The sequence below is a fragment of the Cupriavidus sp. C3SS-1 genome (genome assembly GCF_057073755.1).
Map to the genome: position 1 here is coordinate 347588 of NZ_CP172701.1, position 18479 is coordinate 366066.

An 18479-nucleotide genomic window follows, 5' to 3' on the forward strand; every position below is an offset into this window, starting at 1 on the left:
CGACGAGACGCAATGGTCAGATGCCCGTAACGGACCATTGCTATAAACATGAGAGGAGACTAGGCACATGAAGTACCAAACATTCATGCACACGGCCGGACGCGGCTTTGTTCTTGCGATTGGATCGACGGCAATACTTGCCGCTTGTGGAGGAGACGGCGACCCGGCAACGTCGCCCAGCATACCTGGTCCGCAAAGTAAGACGCCGGCCGAGTTGTGTGCTGGTCTTCAAAATCTCGAGATCCCTGCCGCAGTGATAGGTCTTCCCACCACCGGCGCATCTGTATCCAGCGCGACGTTGGTAGCGTCAACTGAAGCGGGCAACCAGTCCGGCGAATATTGCAAAGTGCAAGGGAAGATTCATCCTGTGGATTTTGAGGCGCCTGATATTCGCTTTGAAGTGGATCTTCCGAGCAATTGGAATGAGAAGTCTGTTCACTTCGGTGGCGGCGGATTGGACGGTACCATTCCCGCAACCGCCAACTTTGCGGCCTCCGCGTTAGCCTCCGGCGAGCGAGCCGGCACAAAGACTCCGTTGGCTAGGGGCTTCGTAACCCTCGGTAGCGACAGCGGGCATCAAGGTTCTGCTTTTGAAGGTGGATTTCTGAAAAACGACGAAGCTCTGGCGAACTACGCGGGTGACCACGTAAAGAAGACCCACGATGTCGCAGCGTTCCTGACGCAGCGCCGCTACGGGAAACCGGTCGTTCATAGCTACTACATTGGTGGTTCAGGCGGAGGCCGACAAGGTCTAGTGGCCGCCCAACGATATCCAGCCGACTACGACGGAGTAATTTCGACTTACCCCGCCTCCGAACTTCTTGGACTTTCCTTTGCCATGGGGCGAGTGTCACAGGCGTCACTGGCAACCGGCGGATTTATTAACGTTGAAAAGGCGAAAGTTCTTAAAGCGGCAGTGATGGCCCAATGCGATGCGCAAGACGGGGCAACAGATGGCGTCGTCAGCAACCCTGCCGCCTGCAATTTTGATCCGTCGACGCTGCGGTGCCCAGGTGGCGCTGATACTGGTAATGCCTGCTTGTCTGACGCGCAACTAAAAACCGTCAGCACCCTCGCTACGCCATTGACGACTGCTTTTGATTTCGCTAACGGCATTCGTTCGATCCCAGGTTACAACATCCTTGCCGGGACAGATTTCTGGAACGGCCTGTTGGCGCCTCTGGGTACATCCCCAACGGCGGCGTTGGCGGATCCTGCATCGATGACCGGATCGTTCTTCTATGCGTTCCCGTATGGCCTTGTCAATTTTGCGATCTCTCGCACCCAGCTTGTGGACGTCATGTCGTTCAACTTTTCCGATCCTGGAATCCTGACGCCCCGGACACAGGCGGTCAGCAACTTGGTAGATGCCACGAGCACCGATCTTAATTCCTTTAAAGCCCGGGGTGGGAAATTGATTCTTCAGCATGGGCAGTCCGACCAGTTCATTCCAGCCCAGATGTCGATTGATTACTACCATCGTCTGTTGACGCGATATGGCCAGGCAACTGTTGATGAATTTGTAAAATTTTATTTGGTGCCAGGCGCGGCACACGGCTCCGGTGGGCAATTCGGTGGCGCCTACGATGCGCTGACAGTCCTTGATAATTGGGTAGCTCGCGGTACTACACCGAATGCGCTGGTTATCACCGACACATATGGATCAAATGCCGGTCGCACGCGTCCTCTTTGCGAATACCCGACGTGGCCAAAGTACGTTAGCGGAGATGTGAATTCCGCAGCAAGCTTTACCTGCGCACAATAAATCAGGGCGCGCGTCGACGAAGACTCGACCGTGGGGACGCTGTGCCGCCACGGTTCTTGCTGTTCACTTGAGGTTGTTCGAGGTCTCCAGACCTTTGTCGCCTGGCACTAGGGGTAGCGCCGGGCATCTTTTTTTAGGAGGGCCAAGAACGACATTAAGCGAACCACGAGTGGGCGCGAGTGAAGTGTTTGTGCCAAAGCCGTAGGACGACAGTTTTCCACCCACCCACCAAATCCACCGCTGTCACCATTGCGTCGCAAGCTAGTAGAGTATGGTCAAAACAGGAGAGAGGCCCACCCGTGTCATAATAACCATCAGGCTGAACACGCTCCGCCCCGGATATTGGAAGGACAGTCCCATGGAAGAATTATTGACTCGTTCTCGCGTGCGCATTCGGCGTCGAGGAGCCGATAAGCATCCCCTGATACTGAAGGCCGCTCGGGAACTGGTCGCACAGTCTGGCTTCCGCGAGGCACAAATGACGGCCATTGCAGACGCCGCCGGTATTGCCGTCGGAACGCTCTATCGGTATTTCCCCTCCAAAACCGAACTCATGGTCGAGGTCGTCAAATCGACCGCACAACGTGAGGTTGACGTGGTTGCCGGCATTGCCATGCGAGATGGTTCTGCCTGCGATAAGCTCGGCGCCGCTGCGTGGACTTTCGCCAGCCGCGCGCTACGTGGCCAAAGGCTTGCGCACGCACTCGTCGCTGAACCCGTCGAGCCGGACGTCGAGGCAGCTCGCCTGATTTACCACCGCGCACTCGCCCGTGTCTTCAAGACAATCATTGAACAGGGCGTGGAAACCCAGGAATTTCCGCCACAGAATGCCGCTGCGTCGGCCGACTGCATTGTCGGCTGTCTGTTCGAAGGCCTCGTCGCACCCCTGAGCAGTGGCTCCGCCGACGCGTCCACGTCCATGGGTCTGCATGCCACGGCAATCATCACGTTCTGCCTTCGCGGGGTCGCCGGGCGCATGCTCAGCTTTCCGCCCCAAGGTTAGCGGGATCGTCAGCAGCCTGCGTACCGGTATTCGGATTCGAATCCTCGTTCCACTTAAGGAAATCCGCAAAGGAATAAATATATTATTCGGCACTTATTTTGGCCGAATCGCATCCCTATGCTAGTACTTTCCCTGTAGGCATGAGCCTTGACAGGCGGCGGAACGCAACTTAGCCTTAAGTGAAATCACAATTCGCTTAAGGCCGACTCCCCGACCCGACGCCTACTCGAGCATGGAGACAAAATCATGAGTACGTTAGAGCTCAGTTCGGAGCTAGATCGCCGGGTTGCGGCGTTGGTTTCGGAATACGCGGCGCCGACGACATCTCTCGCGTGGCTGCTCTGCGACCGCCATCCTGCCGAGACTGTGGCCTATGACGTCATCGACGCTCAAGGGAATGCCGAGCGCCTGACTTATGGCGAACTGAGACGACGCTCCGAAGGCTTTGCGGCTGGACTCGCGAGCATCGGCGTCCGCGCTGGGGATCGAGTCGCGACGCTGGCAGGGAAGAGTGCAGAATACTTGATTGGTCTCGTGGGCATCTGGCGCCTCGGCGCGGTCCACGTCCCGCTTTTTACAGCGTTTGCGCCGCCCGCCATAGCTCAGCGGCTTGCAGGGAGCCAAGCGAAAGTCGTGATTTGTGACGCCTCCCAGGTTGGCAAGCTCGGCGCAATCGACGGGGACACTGAGCCCACCGCTGTGACCGACCTAATTCTCATTGGTGGCGATAACGCCTCTTCTGGCAACTGCCGGATCCATAGATTCGACGATCTCGCAGCCGAGGGACGTGCGAACGTAGCTGCCGCGGTCCTGGGCGGCGACGCACCGTTTATTCATATCTACACGTCCGGAACCACGGGCAAGCCCAAGGGCGTAATTGTCCCCATCCGCGCCATTGCTGCGTTCCGAGCGTACATCGAGTTCGGCACTGGACTGCTTCCGGACGATGTGTACTGGTGCGCGGCCGACACTGGCTGGGCCTATGGTCTGTACTTCGGCGTCATTGGCTCACTCAGTACCGGGGTTCATAGCCTCCTTCTTAAGGGCGGCTTCGACGCTGCGGCCACTTACGGCATTCTCGCAGAGCGTAACGTCACGAATTTCGCAGCCGCTCCGACCGTCTACCGATCCCTCATGTGCTCAGAGATCGCGCCGCCGCAGGACCTGAAGCTGCGCTGCGCTTCCAGCGCTGGCGAGCCGCTCACGCCGGATGTAAACGAATGGGCCAAGTCGGCCTTAGGGACGCTCGTCTTTGACCACTATGGCCAGACCGAGGCGGGCATGCTTATCAACAACCACCACGATCCTCGCCTCGCACGTGAGGTTCGACCTGGATCAATGGGTATCGCCATGCCTGGGTGGAAGGCCGTGGTGCTGGACCGCAGCGAAGATGTCGAATTACCGGCGGGCGAGGTTGGACGTGTCGCCTTCAACGTCGCGGAGAGCCCGCTCGCCTGGTTCCACGGCTATGACGCAGCTCCGGAAAAGAGCGCCGAGAAGTTCTCCGCAGACCGAAAATACTATCTCTCCGGTGACCTTGGCAACATGGATGCCGAAGACAGCTTCTATTTTTCCGCGCGAGAGGACGACGTGATCATCATGGCCGGTTATCGCATCGGTCCATTTGAAGTCGAGTCCGTGATTGCCGCTCACCCGGCGGTCGCGGAATGTGCCGTCATTGCTGCCCCCGACAAGATCCGGGGTGAAGTAATCGAAGCGTATGTCGTCCTGCGACCCGGGTTTGCTCCGAGTTCAGCCATGGCCGAGGAGATCCAGCGGTGGGTTAAGACTCGCTATGCCGTCCACGCCTATCCGCGGCAGGTGCATTTCGCTACCGAGCTCCCCAAGACACCTAGCGGGAAGATCCAGCGATTCGTATTGCGCGCCACAAGGAACGACGGACTGGCCGACCCCGCCACTGACACAAAAGTAAAGCTTAAGCCCGTATCGACACATTCGACGCGTGCAGTCGGTCCGGTTTGCACGGAAGACCGTGACCACTGATCCCAGCGGCAACCGAAGAGAATTACACATGCAAACGCTATCCCACGACTTCAGTAGCCAGGTCGCCCCGCGACCGCTTGTCTCAGGATGCATTTCGCGTCCGACCCTGGCGTCCTTCTTCAAGAGCTCCGCCTGGTTCGACCATCTCACCCCTCAGGAGAAAACGCGCGTCATGGCCGATTCTTTTGAGAAGCACTTCGTCGCAGGCGGCACCGCTTGCCACAGGAGTACACCAGCCGACCACTGGCTGGGTGTGGTCGAAGGCATCGTCAAGGTGGACACGGCGTCCGCCTGCGGAAGGGCTATTACCTTCGCCGGCGTCCCCGCAGGCGCTTGGTTCGGCGAGGGTGCGGTGCTAAAAAACGAACCACGGCAGTACTCCGTTGTAGCGCTCAAGGACAGCAGGGTTGCCTATGTTCCAAAAGACACCTTCCTTTGGCTGTTGGAACACAACCATACCTTTAGCCGCTATGTGATCGACCAACTCAATGCACGTTGCGGCTACTATGTCGGACTGGTGCACAACCTGAGGCTTCACGAAGCCGCAGGCCGTGTGGCATTCTGCCTTGCCGAGTTGTTCCATCGTCAACTCTATCCCGCTACCGACCGGACCCTGGGGCTGTCCCAGGAAGAAATTGGACGGCTCTCCGGCCTGTCGCGCCAGAACACGAATCGAGCGCTCCGAGAACTCGCGGATGCCGGCATGATCGCCATGGAATACGGCGCCATCCATATCCTGAATCTCGAAGGGCTCCGACAATTTGCCCGCCTGGGCGATTGACCCAACAACAATTGCTGGCAGCCAGCGGCATTGCATCCAGACAAGGAGGATGCAATGCCGCCTTCTTCTTACACGATCTCAACGGCTACGGCTGTGGCCTCACCGCCGCCGATGCACAGGCTTGCGACGCCTCGGCGACCACCTGTCTTGCGAAGCGCACCAATAAGCGTGACCAGGATTCGCGCACCCGACGCGCCAATGGGGTGACCGAGCGCACATGCCCCGCCGTGAATATTGACCTTCGCCCGGTCTAGCAGCAGGTCTTGCACGGCGGCCATGGCAACGACGGCAAACGCCTCGTTAATTTCCCAAAGATCGACCTCCGATGCGGCCCATCCCAATCCGTCGAGAAGCTTCCGGATCGCACCAATCGGAGAAGTGGTGAACGTCGCCGGCGTCTGTGCGTGCGTTGCATGGCCCATGATCCTAGCAACCGGCTCGAGTTGCATCTTGTCCGCAATGGACTGCCGGGTGAGGACCATCGCTGCCGCACCATCCGAGATCGAACTCGAATTGGCGGCCGTCACCGTCCCGTCCTTCTTGAATGCCGGCTTCAAGGTGGGCACACGATTCAGATCGGCCTTCAAGGGCTGTTCATCACGCGTGACCGACACCGACCCCTTCCGTGTATCGACGGAAATCGGCACCGTCTCCCACGCGAAGCTACCCGCGTCGATCGCAGCCTGGGCACGCAGGGTCGACATCACCGCCCATTCGTCCTGCGCTTCCCGCGTGAAGCTATACATCGCAGCGCAATCCTCGGCGAACGTACCCATCAGGCGCCCACGCGTGTCGTCGCTGTAGTGATCCTCAAGGCCGTCCAGGAACATGTGGTCCATGACCTTGCCATGGCCGAGCCGATATCCGCCTCTCGCTTTTGGCAGCAGGTAGGGCGCATTTGACATGGATTCCATGCCGCCGGCGATCATGATGTCATTAGTGTTTGCCAGCAGCAGATCGTGGGCCAACATGACCGCCTTCATCCCCGATCCGCAAACCTTGCTGATAGTGGTACTAGGCGTAGAAAGCTCCAGTCCACCACGGATACCGGCCTGCCGGGCCGGCGCTTGCCCGACGCCGGCAGGAAGGACGCACCCCATGAGCAGTTCCTGGATGCAGGACGGCGTCAAGCCGGCCCGTTCCACGGCCGCACGAATAGCCGCCCCGCCCAACTCCGGAGCCGTCAAGGATGACAGCTCCCCCTGAAACCCACCGATAGGCGTGCGCGCTGCCGAAAGGACGACGATTGGATCGTTTGTCGAATTCATCATGAATACCTCACTTCGCTGCCATACGGATGGCACCGTCGAGTCGAATCACCTCACCGTTGAGGTAGGAATTGCCGATAACGTGCCGCACAAGATCCGCGAACTCTTGCGGCCTGCCCATGCGCTGGGGAAACGGTACGGATGCCCCAAGAGATTTCTGCACCTCCTCAGGCATCGCGAGCAACAGGGGCGTGCCCATGATCCCCGGCGCGATGGTTACCACCCGCACGCCGAATCGCGCCAGTTCGCGCGCCAGCGGCAGTGTCATTGCCACCACTGCGCCCTTCGAGGCGGCATATGCGCTTTGGCCGACCTGGCCGTCGAAGGCGGCAACCGACGCCGTGTTGACGATGACCCCTCGTTCGCCGTCCGCCGATGGCTGCTGCTCCGCCATCAGTGCCGCCCCAAGGCGGAGGACGTTAAACGTGCCTGCAACGTTAATCTGAAGCGTGCGGCTAAACGATGTCAGAGCATGTACGCCGTTCTTGCCAATTACCTTTTCAGCAGGAGCAACGCCAGCACAGTTGACGAGACCACGCAACGGTCCAAGCGCAGCGGCGAAGTCGAACATCTCTTTCACGCTGTCTTCACTCGTGACGTCGGCCCTGACAAAGACGCCGCCAGTCTTGCGCGCGACGTCTTGCCCGTTGTTGGAATCGAGGTCGACAATAACGACCTTCGCCCCCTGCTCAGCAAGTGCTGTTGCGGTGGCAGCACCGAGGCCAGAGCCGGCCCCGGTCACCACAAATACGTTGTCCTGAATCTGCATGTGTACGGAAATTCTGGGTTCAGCGGTTGGTGGATGCGTGCACGTCGAGCGAGGAAAGTGAACCCTCCTGCGCGGGTTGCACGGATGCGCTTTGGCGGTGGTCGATGAGCATCACCGCCAGGGTCCCGACCAGACCGGCAAAGCCGATGGCCAAGAAATTCTGTTCGAGTGGCAGCTTCATTGCCACTAGTGCGCCGATGAGCACAGGTGCCACGATGGCGCCGAGTCGGCCGATTCCCGAGGCGAAGCCCACGCCGGTCGAGCGAATGGAGCCTGGATAGAACTCCCCCGCATAGGCGTAGGCAAGCAACTGCGTGCCGAGCGTCGAGGCACCGACAACGAACACGAGCACGAACAACAATTCGGTCACCTTCGTGTATCCCATCAGGGACAGCGACACCGCGCCCGTTGCGTAGAACACCACCAGCACATGCTTGATGTTGAAGCGGTCCCCCAGCCAGCCGCCGCCGATCGCACCACATACCGCACCAATGTTGAACACTAGTACAAAGTTCAAAGCCGAACCGAGGCTGTAGCCGGACATCGCCATGAGCTTCGTCAACCAAGAGCTGAGCGAATAGACCATAAAGAGGCCGGTAAAGAAGGCCACCCAGATCATCAGCGTGCTCACGGCGCGCCCGCGGGCGAAAAGCGCCGCAACCGGGGCATTGGAAGCCATCGCCTCCTGGGGTACGACCAGACGATCACCCGGCGCAACCTTCAACTCGGGAGCAAGCTTGCGCACCACGGCACGCAGCGCGTCATCCCGCTGCTTGCGTGCAAGAAACGCCATGGACTCCGGCATGGTCCACAAGATGAACGGAATGAGAAGTACCGGCAGACCGGCAACGAAGAACACCGCCTGCCAGCCGTATGCTTCGATCAGGCCCTTGCCGGTCAGAGCGACCAGAATCCCGCCGATCGAGTACCCGGCGAAAACGATGGTAACGAGCCGAGCCCGGATCTTGCTGGGAGCAAATTCTCCCATCTGGGCCGTCACGACAGGCAGCACGCCGCCAATACCGAGACCGGCCAAGAAACGCGTGACGCTGAAGCTGATCGGATCGCTCGTGAGGCCAGCCCCCGCGGTAAACACACTGAAAAGGCCGACGCACACACAGATCGACAACTTGCGACCAATCTTGTCGGCAAGCGTGCCCAGGTAGATGGCGCCAAACATCATGCCGAACAATGCAGAACTCGCCATGAATCCCGCCTTCGTTGCATCGACCCCCATCTGCTTCATGATCGATGGCAGCGCTGCGCCCACTACCGCCAGGTCGTAGCCATCCAGCACAAGGATCATTACGCACCAAAATAGAATCATCCGGTGGAAGCCAGAGAACTTGGCTGTGTCTGCTACCTTTTGCACGTCAATTTCTTTTGTCATCGTCTCCTCCATTTGTAATGGGTCAAATCATTTTTGTGCTGCGGTCATTCCTTGTGAAATGTCGTAAAGCTCGAGGCGGGTTCGCGCTCTGATTCCAGTGAGTTCTCGATGCGCTCCTCATCGGCATATCCGAGACTCATCCCAACCACGAACTTTTCCTCGGCGCTCAGTGCCAGCTCCTGTTCGATGATCCGGTGGTACTTCATGAACGCAGCCTGAGGACAAGTACTCAGGCCGTAGGTGCGCGCGACGACCATGATGTTTTGCAGGAACATCCCGTAGTCCAGGAGGCTCCCCTCGTTCATCACTCGATCCATCGTGAAAAAGAGGCCGACGGGCGCATCAAAGAATTGGTAGTTGCGACCGTGCTGGGTGTGCATGCGGGCCTTGTCGCCCTTCTCGATCCCAAGCAGGCTGTAGAGCTTCCAACCCACCGTGCGACGGCGATCGAGATACGGATCCGTCCATTCCAGCGGGTAATACGCCCACTCGTCGCCGTGCTCTGCGGAAAGAGCCGGATCGTCATCCACCTTGCGTATTGCCCCGCAGACGCGGTCCTTGGCGGCGTCCATCAGGACGTGCACCTTCCAGGGCTGCATATTCACGCCGCTTGCAGCGAACCGCGCGGTATTCAAGATTGCCTCGACGACTTCGGCGGGCACGGATTGTGGAAGGAAGGCACGTACGCTACGGCGCGTCGTAATCGCCCATTCGACCGCGCGACGCACGGCCGGAAGCTCACTAGGAGGGGGACTCAATCTGTTCAGGTTCACGCTAACGCTCTCTACTGAAAATGGCTGCATCAGCCTTTCGGGTAGAGACTAGGTTTCGCGCCGAACGGGTACTGTCACATAGCCGACAATTGCGAGTTATTCCTGCTCGCGAACTCAAGGGAAGTCAGCACTGTCCTGTGCAAGACAGTGTCGCAATGGGAATCGGCTTACTTTCCGGGTTCCATTAGTGCGCATAGCGCAGTACTCATAGAACTCGGTAGGAGACAGTCGTGAGCAACAACATTTATGAAATCGGCCTGGAACGCAACGACGCCAATCATGTGCCGTTGACCCCACTGCACTTCCTGGACCGCTGTGCCATGCAGTATCCGGACAGGGATGCCATTATTCATGGCAACCTCCGCCAGTCGTGGCGCACGACCAGGGAGCGCTGCCGACGCCTGGCAAGCGCCCTCATCAAGCGCGGCATCGGCAAAGGCGACACCGTGTCGATCCTCGCGCCGAACACGCCGGCAATGGTGGAAGCTCATCATGGCATCCCTCTGAGCGGCGCCGTACTGAACGCCATCAACTGCCGCCTCGATGCTGATGGCGTTCGATTCATCCTGAAGCACGGCGAAGCCAAGGTTCTGCTGGTGGACCAGGAGTTCTCTGCCCTGGCAGCAGCCGCACTCGAGGGAATCGAGAACCCACCGCTGGTTATCGATGTTGTTGACACCCTCGCACCCGAAGGCGACCTCATCGGCGAGCTGGAGTATGAACAGTTCCTCCGGCAAGGCGATGCCGATTTTCCGGGCATCTATCCGAAGGACGAGTGGGATGCCATTGCGCTGAACTACACCTCCGGAACAACCTCTGATCCTAAGGGGGTTGTTCCCAGCCATCGCGGCGCGTATCTGATGAGCTTGCTGCAGCTCACGGATTGGGGCATGCCGCGCGGGCCGAAGTACTTGTGGACGCTGCCGCTCTTCCATGCCAATGGTTGGTGCTTCGCTTGGGCCATCACCGCGGCGGCTGGCACGCACGTGTGTCTGCGCAAGGTAACGGCGGCAAACATTTTCCAGGCGATCGACGCGCACGGCGTTGACCATTTCTGTGCGGCACCCATTGTGCTCGCCTCACTTGCCACGGCGACAGAAGCCGAGCGCCCAGCATTCTCGCATCCCATTCGCATCCGTACAGCGGGCTCGCCGCCTCCTGCCGCCGTAATCAAGGCCGTAAGCGAGATGGGCTTCGACGTGGAACATGTGTACGGCATCACAGAAGCTTCCGGCACCCCGGTCAGTTCGTACGCCAACCCCGCCTGGAACGCCATGCCGCCGGACGTCAGGGCTCGTTTGATGGCACGCCAGGGCAACCGTGCTGCCGCACTCGAAGGGCTCTATGTCGCCGATCCCGACACGATGTGCGCCGTACCGTGGGATGGCCGAACGCAAGGCGAACTGCTGCTACGCGGCAACATCGTCATGAAGGGGTACCTGAAGAACGCCGAAGCCACCGAGCGGGCCTTCGGAGGCGGATGGTTTCATACTGGTGACATTGCTGTCGTCCACCCGGACGGCTACGTCCAGATCACGGACCGATCAAAGGACGTGATCATTTCGGGTGGCGAAAACATATCTTCTGTGGAGGTAGAGGATGTCCTCCATCAACACCCGGCCGTCCTCATCGCGGCGGTCGTCGCCCAGCCCCACCCGAAATGGGGCGAATCGCCCTGTGCCTTCATCGAACTCAAGGACGGCTACGCCGCGCCCTCCGAAGCGGAAGTCATTGCCTTCTGCCGAGATCGCCTGGCGCACTACAAGTGCCCGGTTCGCGTGATCTATGGCGCGCTGCCGAAAACCGGCACCGGAAAGATCCAGAAATTCCGGCTGCGCGAGATGGCAGGCAGCCGCGAGGCCATCACCGACCTAGCCTGCTCACGCTAAAAACCACTGGCAGCACTGAACTATGATCGATTGCATTATTGACGGGCATACCGCACTGGTATCGCTCAACCGCCCGCCGGTCAACGCCTTCAATATCGAGAGCCTTGCCGCACTGGAGGCGCTGATCGGGCGACTGAACGCCAATGCCGAGGTGCGGGCGATCGTGATCACCGGCGAAGGGAAGTTCTTCAGCGCCGGCGCCGAGCTCAAGGAGATCGCCAACGGCGAACCCAATCATCCCCGACTGGTCGCCCAGCATTTTGGGCGCGCCTTTGAAGCGCTCCAGAATGCCAGGCCTGTAGTCATTGCGGCGATCAATGGATATGCGCTGGGGGGCGGCCTGGAATGTGCGATGTCATGTGATATTCGGATAGCCGAAGCACACGTTCAGATGGCGCTCCCCGAAAACGCGGTCGGTCTTCTTCCCGCCGGTTGCGGCACGCAGACCTTGCCAGCCCTCGTGGGCGATGGCTGGGCAAAGCGCATGATTCTATGCAATGAGCGCGTAGATGCGGAGACGGCATTGCGAATCGGGCTGGTCGAGGAGCTTGTCCCTACGGGCACGAGCCTTGAGACAGCGATGGCATTGGCTCAGCGAGCGTCAGCCGTGAGCCCTGCCGCCGCCGCCGCAAGCAAAAAACTGATCCAACTGGCACGCGACGGCGTGCCCAGGAACGCCGCGCTGGCCGTCGAGCGCGAACACTTTTTGCGCCTCTTTGATGGCGAGGACCAGAAGGAAGGTGTGGCCGCTTTCGTCGAGAAGCGAGCGCCCCGCTGGCGCGGTCGGTAGCCCACAGGAAGAGTCCCAGTCGGCTACAGTCCGATCGAGATTCGTTATCCGAACTCAATTTTCTCCACGCCCTCGGCCATTGCTGATAAATACGCCAACGGTACTGAGCGGCTGTGACCGACCGCCATCATCAACACGTTGAATGACCGATTTAGTCTGCATACGAGCCGTTTGCTGTTATGCACCGGAATGTCGCGGATGGGTCGTTCAGGGTCGGCCGTGACACGGAGGTGGACGGCCGGCCGTGACCGGCCATTTTGGAGCGTTCGAAGAGGCGGAGTGGGACGGCCGAGTTGGCCAAAAGGTGGGGCCTCCAACTCCTCAACCCAATTGTCCGCTGTGGATCGACGAGCGGTCCTTGCCACCACCCGGCGAAAAGCCTACGAGGATCCGGATAGGCTTGCCGGTGTCGGCAAAGGCCGCGCCCGACACCAGCGCGAAAATCACCAGGAGCGCAGCGGCAGAGTGCCGTACTTTTGAAACGCGTGTATTCATCCCTTCATTTCATCAGGAAGAAATTGAAGGGGAACACAGGCATTTTCGATTGCGGTTTCGCGAACGGATATCGGCGCGGCAAGCTTTGAATCAGATGCCGAGACCACCCAGGGATTTGCCTCCGTCGACAAACAACGTTTGTCCCGTGACGAAGCGAATGCCCGGAGAGGCGAAAAACGCGATCGCGTTCGCAATGTCCTCCGGTGAAGCGGGTGCCTTGCTCGGTTCGAGCGCTATGGCAGCGGCGTATTGCTCGGGCGGCATGGTTCGGGTCATCGGCGTATCCGTGAAACCCGGGGCAATCGAATTGACAGCAATCTGCTTGTTACGCAGTTCCATCGCCATGGCACGGGTCAGCCCGATGACGCCGGCTTTCGAAGCGACATAGTCGGGAAAGCCAAGTCCACCTAGCGCGCCGCGCGAAGATACCGTAACGATCCGACCTCCCTCGCGCATTCTTCTGGCACCTTCCTGGGCCGGAATGAACACGCCGATCAGGTTCACTTCCAGGGTATGGCGGAAGTCGTCGTCAGTGACCTGATCGAAGCTGCGCGGCTTGTAGATCCCGGCCGCGCAGACGACAACGTCGACGCGACCTTCAGTGTCCATCGTCCGGGCAATCCCGGCACGGTCGGTTACATCAAGTGCGTAGCCAACCACGTCCAGTTGCTCAGCCTGGAGAGTAGACACCGTGTCGTTCACAGCCTTCTCGTTCCGATCGATAACGGCGACACGAAACCCATCTCGTGCGAGCCGCGCAACCGTGGCGCGTCCGATGCCAGAAGCCCCGCCGGTGACAAACGCGACCTCCCGGCCCGAAGGCTGTGTATTCAGTTGATTCATAGCGTTCTCTTCATATGGTTGCGGTGGACCTGCACGTACTACTGCGCGGGCACCGACTCGTCCGCGAGCAGCGTTTGGGTAATATGGAAAATGCGTCCCTCGAAGAGGGGCATGATCTCGTTAAGCTTTTGCCTTAAGAGATGTCGGACCGGATGCGCAAACGCGCGATCCATGGCTTCCACCGAAGGATAGACCGTCTCGAAAGTCATGCGGAGAGACGGCCCATCGTCCTCGATTGTGTCTGCCCGCATTACGCGAACCGATGTTGCGTCTGGGAGTTGCTTCATCAGCGGCACGATCTCCGCGCCGATGAACGGATCGAACCGACTGCGATGCTCCGGTCTAACCGAGCCCTCAAGATAGGCACAACGTACAATCATTCGGGTATTCCTCGGAATGCAAGCGTCAAGCCCGCATCAGGGCCGGCGTTCTTGCAGAATAAAAGAGGCCCGGTGTACGGCGGGTTGCCACATGCCGGGCCAAACGCCTGCAAGTTGCACGACTCGCAGGCACGGTAGTCAGAAGATGTGATTCATGCCAAGGCTGAACGCGGAATTGCCTGCCGCGGCGTTTCCAACGTCGTTTGCGTTCCATACGCGGTAGAAGCCTGACGTCGCCGTGTTCGGAGCGTGATTCCAGATGTGCGCATAGGAGGTGTACAGACTGGTGCGCTTTGACAACTTGTGTACGTATCCGATGCCGAGTTGCTGCGCGTCATTGTTGGCTGCAGTCCGGTCGTTCTTGTAGATGTACGAGGTAATGATGCGTCCGGAGGCGCCAACAGGGATCTGCGCACCAATCAGGTAGTCTTCCGACTTGTAATTCGGGGTGCCGGGTACGATCGCCCCCCTGTTGATCACAAAGTTCGCATAACCGACAAATGGACCGAAATCGTACTTGGCGCCCGTGAAGACTTCACGTGCATTCTTGCCAGGGCCGTTCGCGTCCTGAGCATCTGCATAGGCAATTCGGGCCGAGAACCGTTCGTTCGAATACCCCAGCGAGGCACCATACTGGGCATTTGCTGCGGCGCTCCCCGCCACTTCACCAAAGGCGTACGACAACTCGCCTTCCAGCCCGTTCAGGCCAGTTGGCAGGTTGTACTTGATCCCGTTATCCATACGATTGGAGCCGCCACGCCCGCCTGCTGAGATCAGATTGGCTGACGTGCCGGCCAGACCGGTGACAAATGGGTCGTACTCTGCCTGGGCCAGCGCCAGCGTGGTGTACTGGCGGCCTAGCGTGAGGCGGCCGGCCGTGCTATCCAGCCCGAGGTATGCCTGGCGCCCGAAAAGCAACCCACCTTGCCCGGACGCCCCGGTGTCCATCAGCACCCCGCCCTCGAGGGTGAAGAACGCCGCCGTACCGCCGCCAAGGTCCTCGCGTCCGCGCATGCCGAATCGCGACCCGGACATCATGCCGCTGGTGACCTTGGTGACCGACCCTGCCGCGGCGCCGCTTTCGTGAACAACGCCGACGTCCGCAACGCCATACATGATGACCGAAGACGACTGCGCCCATGCCCCGCCATATCCTGCCGATGTGGTCAGTGCTGCCGCCAGGATTGCCATTCTTTTCATTCGCCGTTCCTCACTCTTCTCTGGTTGTAGCCTTGAATTTCCAAATCAATTACTGGCGTATAAATTCCATGCGCGGGCGAGCGGCATCCTCCCGTGCAGTACGGGATCACGTTGTCAGCCAGTTGTCGCTCGCCCTGCGGGCGAGCCGCGGCGCTCAGTCGGCCTGGATGCCGAATTCCTTTACCAGCTTGCCGTACCGCGCATAGTCGTTGGCGATCAGTGTTCCAAGCGTGGCCGGCTCGCCGCCGAGCGGCGTGACGGCAATCGTCGCCATGCGAGACGTCACCTCAGGCATCTTCAGAATCTCGTTGAAGTGCTTGTTCAGCGTGGCGACCAGGTCAAGCGGCATTCCCTTGGGCCCGAGGACGGCTTGCCACGCACCGACTTCGGCATCCTTGTAGCCGAGTTCGCGGAGGGTGGGCACATTGGGCGCAAACGGGGAACGCTTTGCGTCCGCCACCGCGAGAGGCGCGAGCTTGCCGGATTGGAAATACTGGGCGACAGGCCCCAGCGTCGAGTACATCATCGGGACCTGCCCCCCGAGCAAGTCCACGACGGCGGGTGCGCTGCCCTTATATGGAACCTGGGCGATCCTCACGCCCGCGGACTTGTTGAAGAGCTCGGCAAGAATGTGCATGGGCGACCCGTTACCCGGGCTTGCATAGGCCTGGATACTGCCGGCGCGTGCCCGCGCCACGAGGTCGGACATCGTAGTGGCTCCGGCTCCTTTGTTCACGACAACGAACAGCGATTGCGTACCGAGTTCGACGATCGGCGTGAAGTCCTTTTGCGGATCGTAGGAGGCGCCGCTGCCTGGCTTCAACACGTGCGGCGATATGACAAGGGTGTTCGGCGCAAACAGCAGCGTATATCCGTCGGCAGTTGCTTTGGCCACGTACGCGCTGCCGATCGACCCTCCGGCGCCTGGCCGGTTCTCGACGACAACCGGTTGGCCCAAACGTGCGGTGAGCTTCTCTGCAAACATCCGGGCCAGGACATCGGTGTCGCCGCCGGCCGGATAAGCCACGACGAGCGTGACCGGCTTGTTTGGATAGCCTCCCTGGGCCGTCGCGCTTCCCACCGCCAACGTGGCAGCAATAGCCGTCAGCGCAAGCAGGGCACAGCGCCTTGTGAATGAGTACATGCCGATCTCCTCGAAATTCGGGTCACACCCGTTTCATGTATGAAACCATGTTTCATGTTATTTGGTGTGGAAATTATAAATTTTTGACTTCTAAATATAAGATGGCGTTTACCCGAAGATAGGCCGGGAGAGGGCGATGCGTGCGTCCGATAGTGCAAAATTTCGCTGTTGACGTTAAATTTATGAATCTTTGGATGCACGATCGAATGCAACGTGGACTGCACAGGCTGGAGCCGCACCCTCCCGCCGCGCAACCACCTGGACGAACCACCATGCGGACTTCCGACCTGCCGGCCAAGCTTCAGAACACTCAAGCGCCTAGCCAGACCATCTCCGAAAAGGCTTATCAGTTGCTGCGAGCAGACATCATCGCGGGAAGCCTCGCGCCAGGGGAAAAGCTGCGCCTGCAGTCCTTGCAGCAACGCTACGAACTCGGGCTCAGCCCGATCCGGGAGGCGCTGATGCTGCTCTGCGGCGATGGGCTGGTAAGCAACGAGGGGCAGCGGGGTTTCAGTGTGTCGAAGCTGTCGAAGAGCGATCTCCTCGATCTCATGCGCACGCGGACATCGATCGAGCTGCTGCTGTTGGCAGACGCCATCGAGCATGGCGACGACGACTGGGGCGCCAACATCATGGCCGCGTACTACAAGCTGACCAAGGCTCGCCTGCCGACCGATGCGTCCGATACGGTGGCCGTAGAGCTGTGGGAAACGGCCCATCGGCGTTTCCACTTCGCGCTGATCGCGGCCGCCCGCTCGAAATGGCTGCTACGTATCGACGAACAGCTGGTCGATCACTCCGAGCGGTACCGCCGCATTCGTCTCGCCTATCCCCGCTCGAGCAAGGAACTGAGCGACGACGTCATGAAGGAGCATCTGGATATCATGGAAGCTGTGCTGGCCCGTGACACTGACAAGGCGTCAGATCTCCTGCGGCAGCACCTCATGCGTACCGCCGAGGTGCTGAGCAAGCGTTTCACCGACTAGGTCACGATCACGACTTCACGGTCCGCAGGACCCCGGGCGTGGCACCTCCACTCACTCGCGCGGAACGATGCCGGAATGCGCCAGGCTGGCTAGCCGTCCGTACCACGGATGGTCCGCGGCAGCGAGATTGGTGTGGGTCTGGAAATGATCGGCATCCGGATCGACAAACGAGGCGACCGCGCCAGGCTGCAGTGCAAGCACGCTGGCCAGGCGGCGGTTCGACACCCTGACGCGCAGGCTGTCATGCCTGCCCCAGCTCAGCACCATCGGGATACCGTTGCCGCGGGCCCAGCACAGCGGACTCATTTGCGCATCGTCCGTGTCGGGGCCGAGCACCATGTCGTAGACACGCGCTTCCAGCGACGCCGGCGCGGGCTCGGGATGGTGCAGGTCGAATATGCCGCTGATCGGCATACAGCCCACGAGCGTATCGAGCGCGACACCCGCGCGCGCCAGATCGTCGGGACGCAGCGCCAACAACGCGGCGAGATGTCCGCCCGCCGAATGACCGGCGAGCACCACGCGGCGTGCCGGCCCCGCCCACGCGGGCAGCAATCCCGCCAGCCTCGACAGCAGGGCCACGCCGTCGTCGAACGCCGCCGGCAATGGCGCGGCCGGCGCCAGCCGGTAGCTCGGCGCCACCAGCACACAACCGGTCGCGATCACGTGCCGCGCCATGAACGCGGCATATTCCTTGTAGCCGTTGGTCCACCCTCCCCCATGAAAGAACACCAGGACGGGTGCATCAGGCGCAACGCGCTGTGCCGCGTACACATCGAAGCGCTGGAGCGGGTCGGAGCCATACGGCAAGTCTTTCGCCACGCGCAGTCCGACGCTAGCCTGCTGCGCCCACGCGAGCACGCGTTCTTCATAAGCCTGCGCCGCGGCGCTCGGCAGCGGCATCTGCGGATTCAATAGCGATTTCATCGTTCACCAGGGAAGACACTGAGAAGACGCGGCGACGCTTCGCACTGCCGCGCAGTACGCATATATTCGAAC

The 18479-nt window shown here is 60.0% G+C and carries 17 protein-coding genes; 7 read left to right on the forward strand and 10 right to left on the reverse strand.

All coding sequences use genetic code 11. The features are described from left to right. Positions 1-67: 67 nt before the first annotated feature. The 4 genes from ACIGJC_RS30150 (at position 68) to ACIGJC_RS30165 (ending at position 5553) form a co-directional block, all read left to right on the forward strand. On the forward strand, positions 68-1765 hold the full coding sequence (locus ACIGJC_RS30150; protein ID WP_483714596.1) for a tannase/feruloyl esterase family alpha/beta hydrolase: 1698 nt from the start codon (positions 68-70) through the stop codon (positions 1763-1765). Positions 1766-2123: 358 nt separating this feature from the next. After that, the gene (locus ACIGJC_RS30155) at positions 2124-2768 is read left to right on the forward strand and encodes a TetR/AcrR family transcriptional regulator (protein WP_483714597.1); all 645 of its coding nucleotides are present in this window, start codon (positions 2124-2126) and stop codon (positions 2766-2768) included. A gap of 246 nt (positions 2769-3014) precedes the next feature. After that, positions 3015-4772, forward strand: a complete 1758-nt coding sequence (locus ACIGJC_RS30160) for an AMP-binding protein (RefSeq protein WP_483714598.1) — start codon at positions 3015-3017, stop codon at positions 4770-4772. 28 nt (positions 4773-4800) lie between these two features. Next, the gene (locus tag ACIGJC_RS30165) at positions 4801-5553 is read left to right on the forward strand and encodes a Crp/Fnr family transcriptional regulator (protein WP_483714600.1); all 753 of its coding nucleotides are present in this window, start codon (positions 4801-4803) and stop codon (positions 5551-5553) included. Positions 5554-5621: 68 nt separating this feature from the next. On the opposite strand, the gene ACIGJC_RS30170 is transcribed toward ACIGJC_RS30165, so the two are convergent. From ACIGJC_RS30170 to ACIGJC_RS30185, 4 genes are read right to left on the reverse strand one after another with little or no spacing between them, the layout of a single operon-like run. Next, complete coding sequence (locus ACIGJC_RS30170; protein WP_483714601.1) at positions 5622-6824, reverse strand: acetyl-CoA C-acyltransferase; 1203 nt, start codon at positions 6822-6824, stop codon at positions 5622-5624. 7 nt (positions 6825-6831) lie between these two features. After that, a complete protein-coding gene (locus tag ACIGJC_RS30175) occupies positions 6832-7590 on the reverse strand; it encodes an SDR family NAD(P)-dependent oxidoreductase (RefSeq protein WP_483714602.1) in 759 nt (252 codons plus the stop codon). A 19-nt stretch (positions 7591-7609) separates the two neighbouring features. After that, positions 7610-8980: an MFS transporter gene (locus ACIGJC_RS30180; RefSeq protein ID WP_483714603.1), complete on the reverse strand. Its 1371-nt coding sequence runs from the start codon at positions 8978-8980 to the stop codon at positions 7610-7612. A gap of 44 nt (positions 8981-9024) precedes the next feature. Further along, positions 9025-9747 carry a nitroreductase gene (locus ACIGJC_RS30185; protein ID WP_483715205.1) on the reverse strand — a complete coding sequence of 241 codons (723 nt, stop codon included), beginning with the start codon at positions 9745-9747 and terminating at the stop codon, positions 9025-9027. A 236-nt stretch (positions 9748-9983) separates the two neighbouring features. On the opposite strand from ACIGJC_RS30185, the gene ACIGJC_RS30190 reads away from it, so the two are divergent. After that, positions 9984-11642 (forward strand): acyl-CoA synthetase, encoded by a 1659-nt coding sequence (locus ACIGJC_RS30190; protein WP_483714604.1) that lies wholly within the window; start codon positions 9984-9986, stop codon positions 11640-11642. A 22-nt stretch (positions 11643-11664) separates the two neighbouring features. Next, the gene (locus ACIGJC_RS30195) at positions 11665-12432 is read left to right on the forward strand and encodes an enoyl-CoA hydratase (RefSeq protein ID WP_483714605.1); all 768 of its coding nucleotides are present in this window, start codon (positions 11665-11667) and stop codon (positions 12430-12432) included. 321 nt (positions 12433-12753) lie between these two features. On the opposite strand, the gene ACIGJC_RS30200 is transcribed toward ACIGJC_RS30195, so the two are convergent. From ACIGJC_RS30200 to ACIGJC_RS30220, 5 genes are all read right to left on the reverse strand, one after another. After that, positions 12754-12927, reverse strand: coding sequence for a hypothetical protein (locus ACIGJC_RS30200; RefSeq protein ID WP_483714606.1), 174 nt, complete (start codon positions 12925-12927; stop codon positions 12754-12756). 90 nt (positions 12928-13017) lie between these two features. Beyond that, positions 13018-13770 carry an SDR family NAD(P)-dependent oxidoreductase gene (locus ACIGJC_RS30205; RefSeq protein ID WP_483714607.1) on the reverse strand — a complete coding sequence of 251 codons (753 nt, stop codon included), beginning with the start codon at positions 13768-13770 and terminating at the stop codon, positions 13018-13020. Positions 13771-13808: 38 nt separating this feature from the next. Next, positions 13809-14150, reverse strand: a complete 342-nt coding sequence (locus ACIGJC_RS30210; protein ID WP_483714608.1) for a hypothetical protein — start codon at positions 14148-14150, stop codon at positions 13809-13811. A 138-nt stretch (positions 14151-14288) separates the two neighbouring features. Then, positions 14289-15350, reverse strand: coding sequence for a porin (locus tag ACIGJC_RS30215; RefSeq protein WP_483714609.1), 1062 nt, complete (start codon positions 15348-15350; stop codon positions 14289-14291). 154 nt (positions 15351-15504) lie between these two features. Next, positions 15505-16494, reverse strand: coding sequence for a Bug family tripartite tricarboxylate transporter substrate binding protein (locus ACIGJC_RS30220; RefSeq protein WP_483714610.1), 990 nt, complete (start codon positions 16492-16494; stop codon positions 15505-15507). 272 nt (positions 16495-16766) lie between these two features. Here ACIGJC_RS30220 and ACIGJC_RS30225 point away from each other — a divergent pair, with 272 nt between their 5' ends. Then, positions 16767-17480 carry an FCD domain-containing protein gene (locus ACIGJC_RS30225; protein WP_483714612.1) on the forward strand — a complete coding sequence of 238 codons (714 nt, stop codon included), beginning with the start codon at positions 16767-16769 and terminating at the stop codon, positions 17478-17480. 51 nt (positions 17481-17531) lie between these two features. Here ACIGJC_RS30225 and ACIGJC_RS30230 read toward each other — a convergent pair whose 3' ends face one another. Further along, positions 17532-18407, reverse strand: a complete 876-nt coding sequence (locus ACIGJC_RS30230; protein WP_483714613.1) for an alpha/beta hydrolase — start codon at positions 18405-18407, stop codon at positions 17532-17534. Positions 18408-18479: the final 72 nt, after the last annotated feature.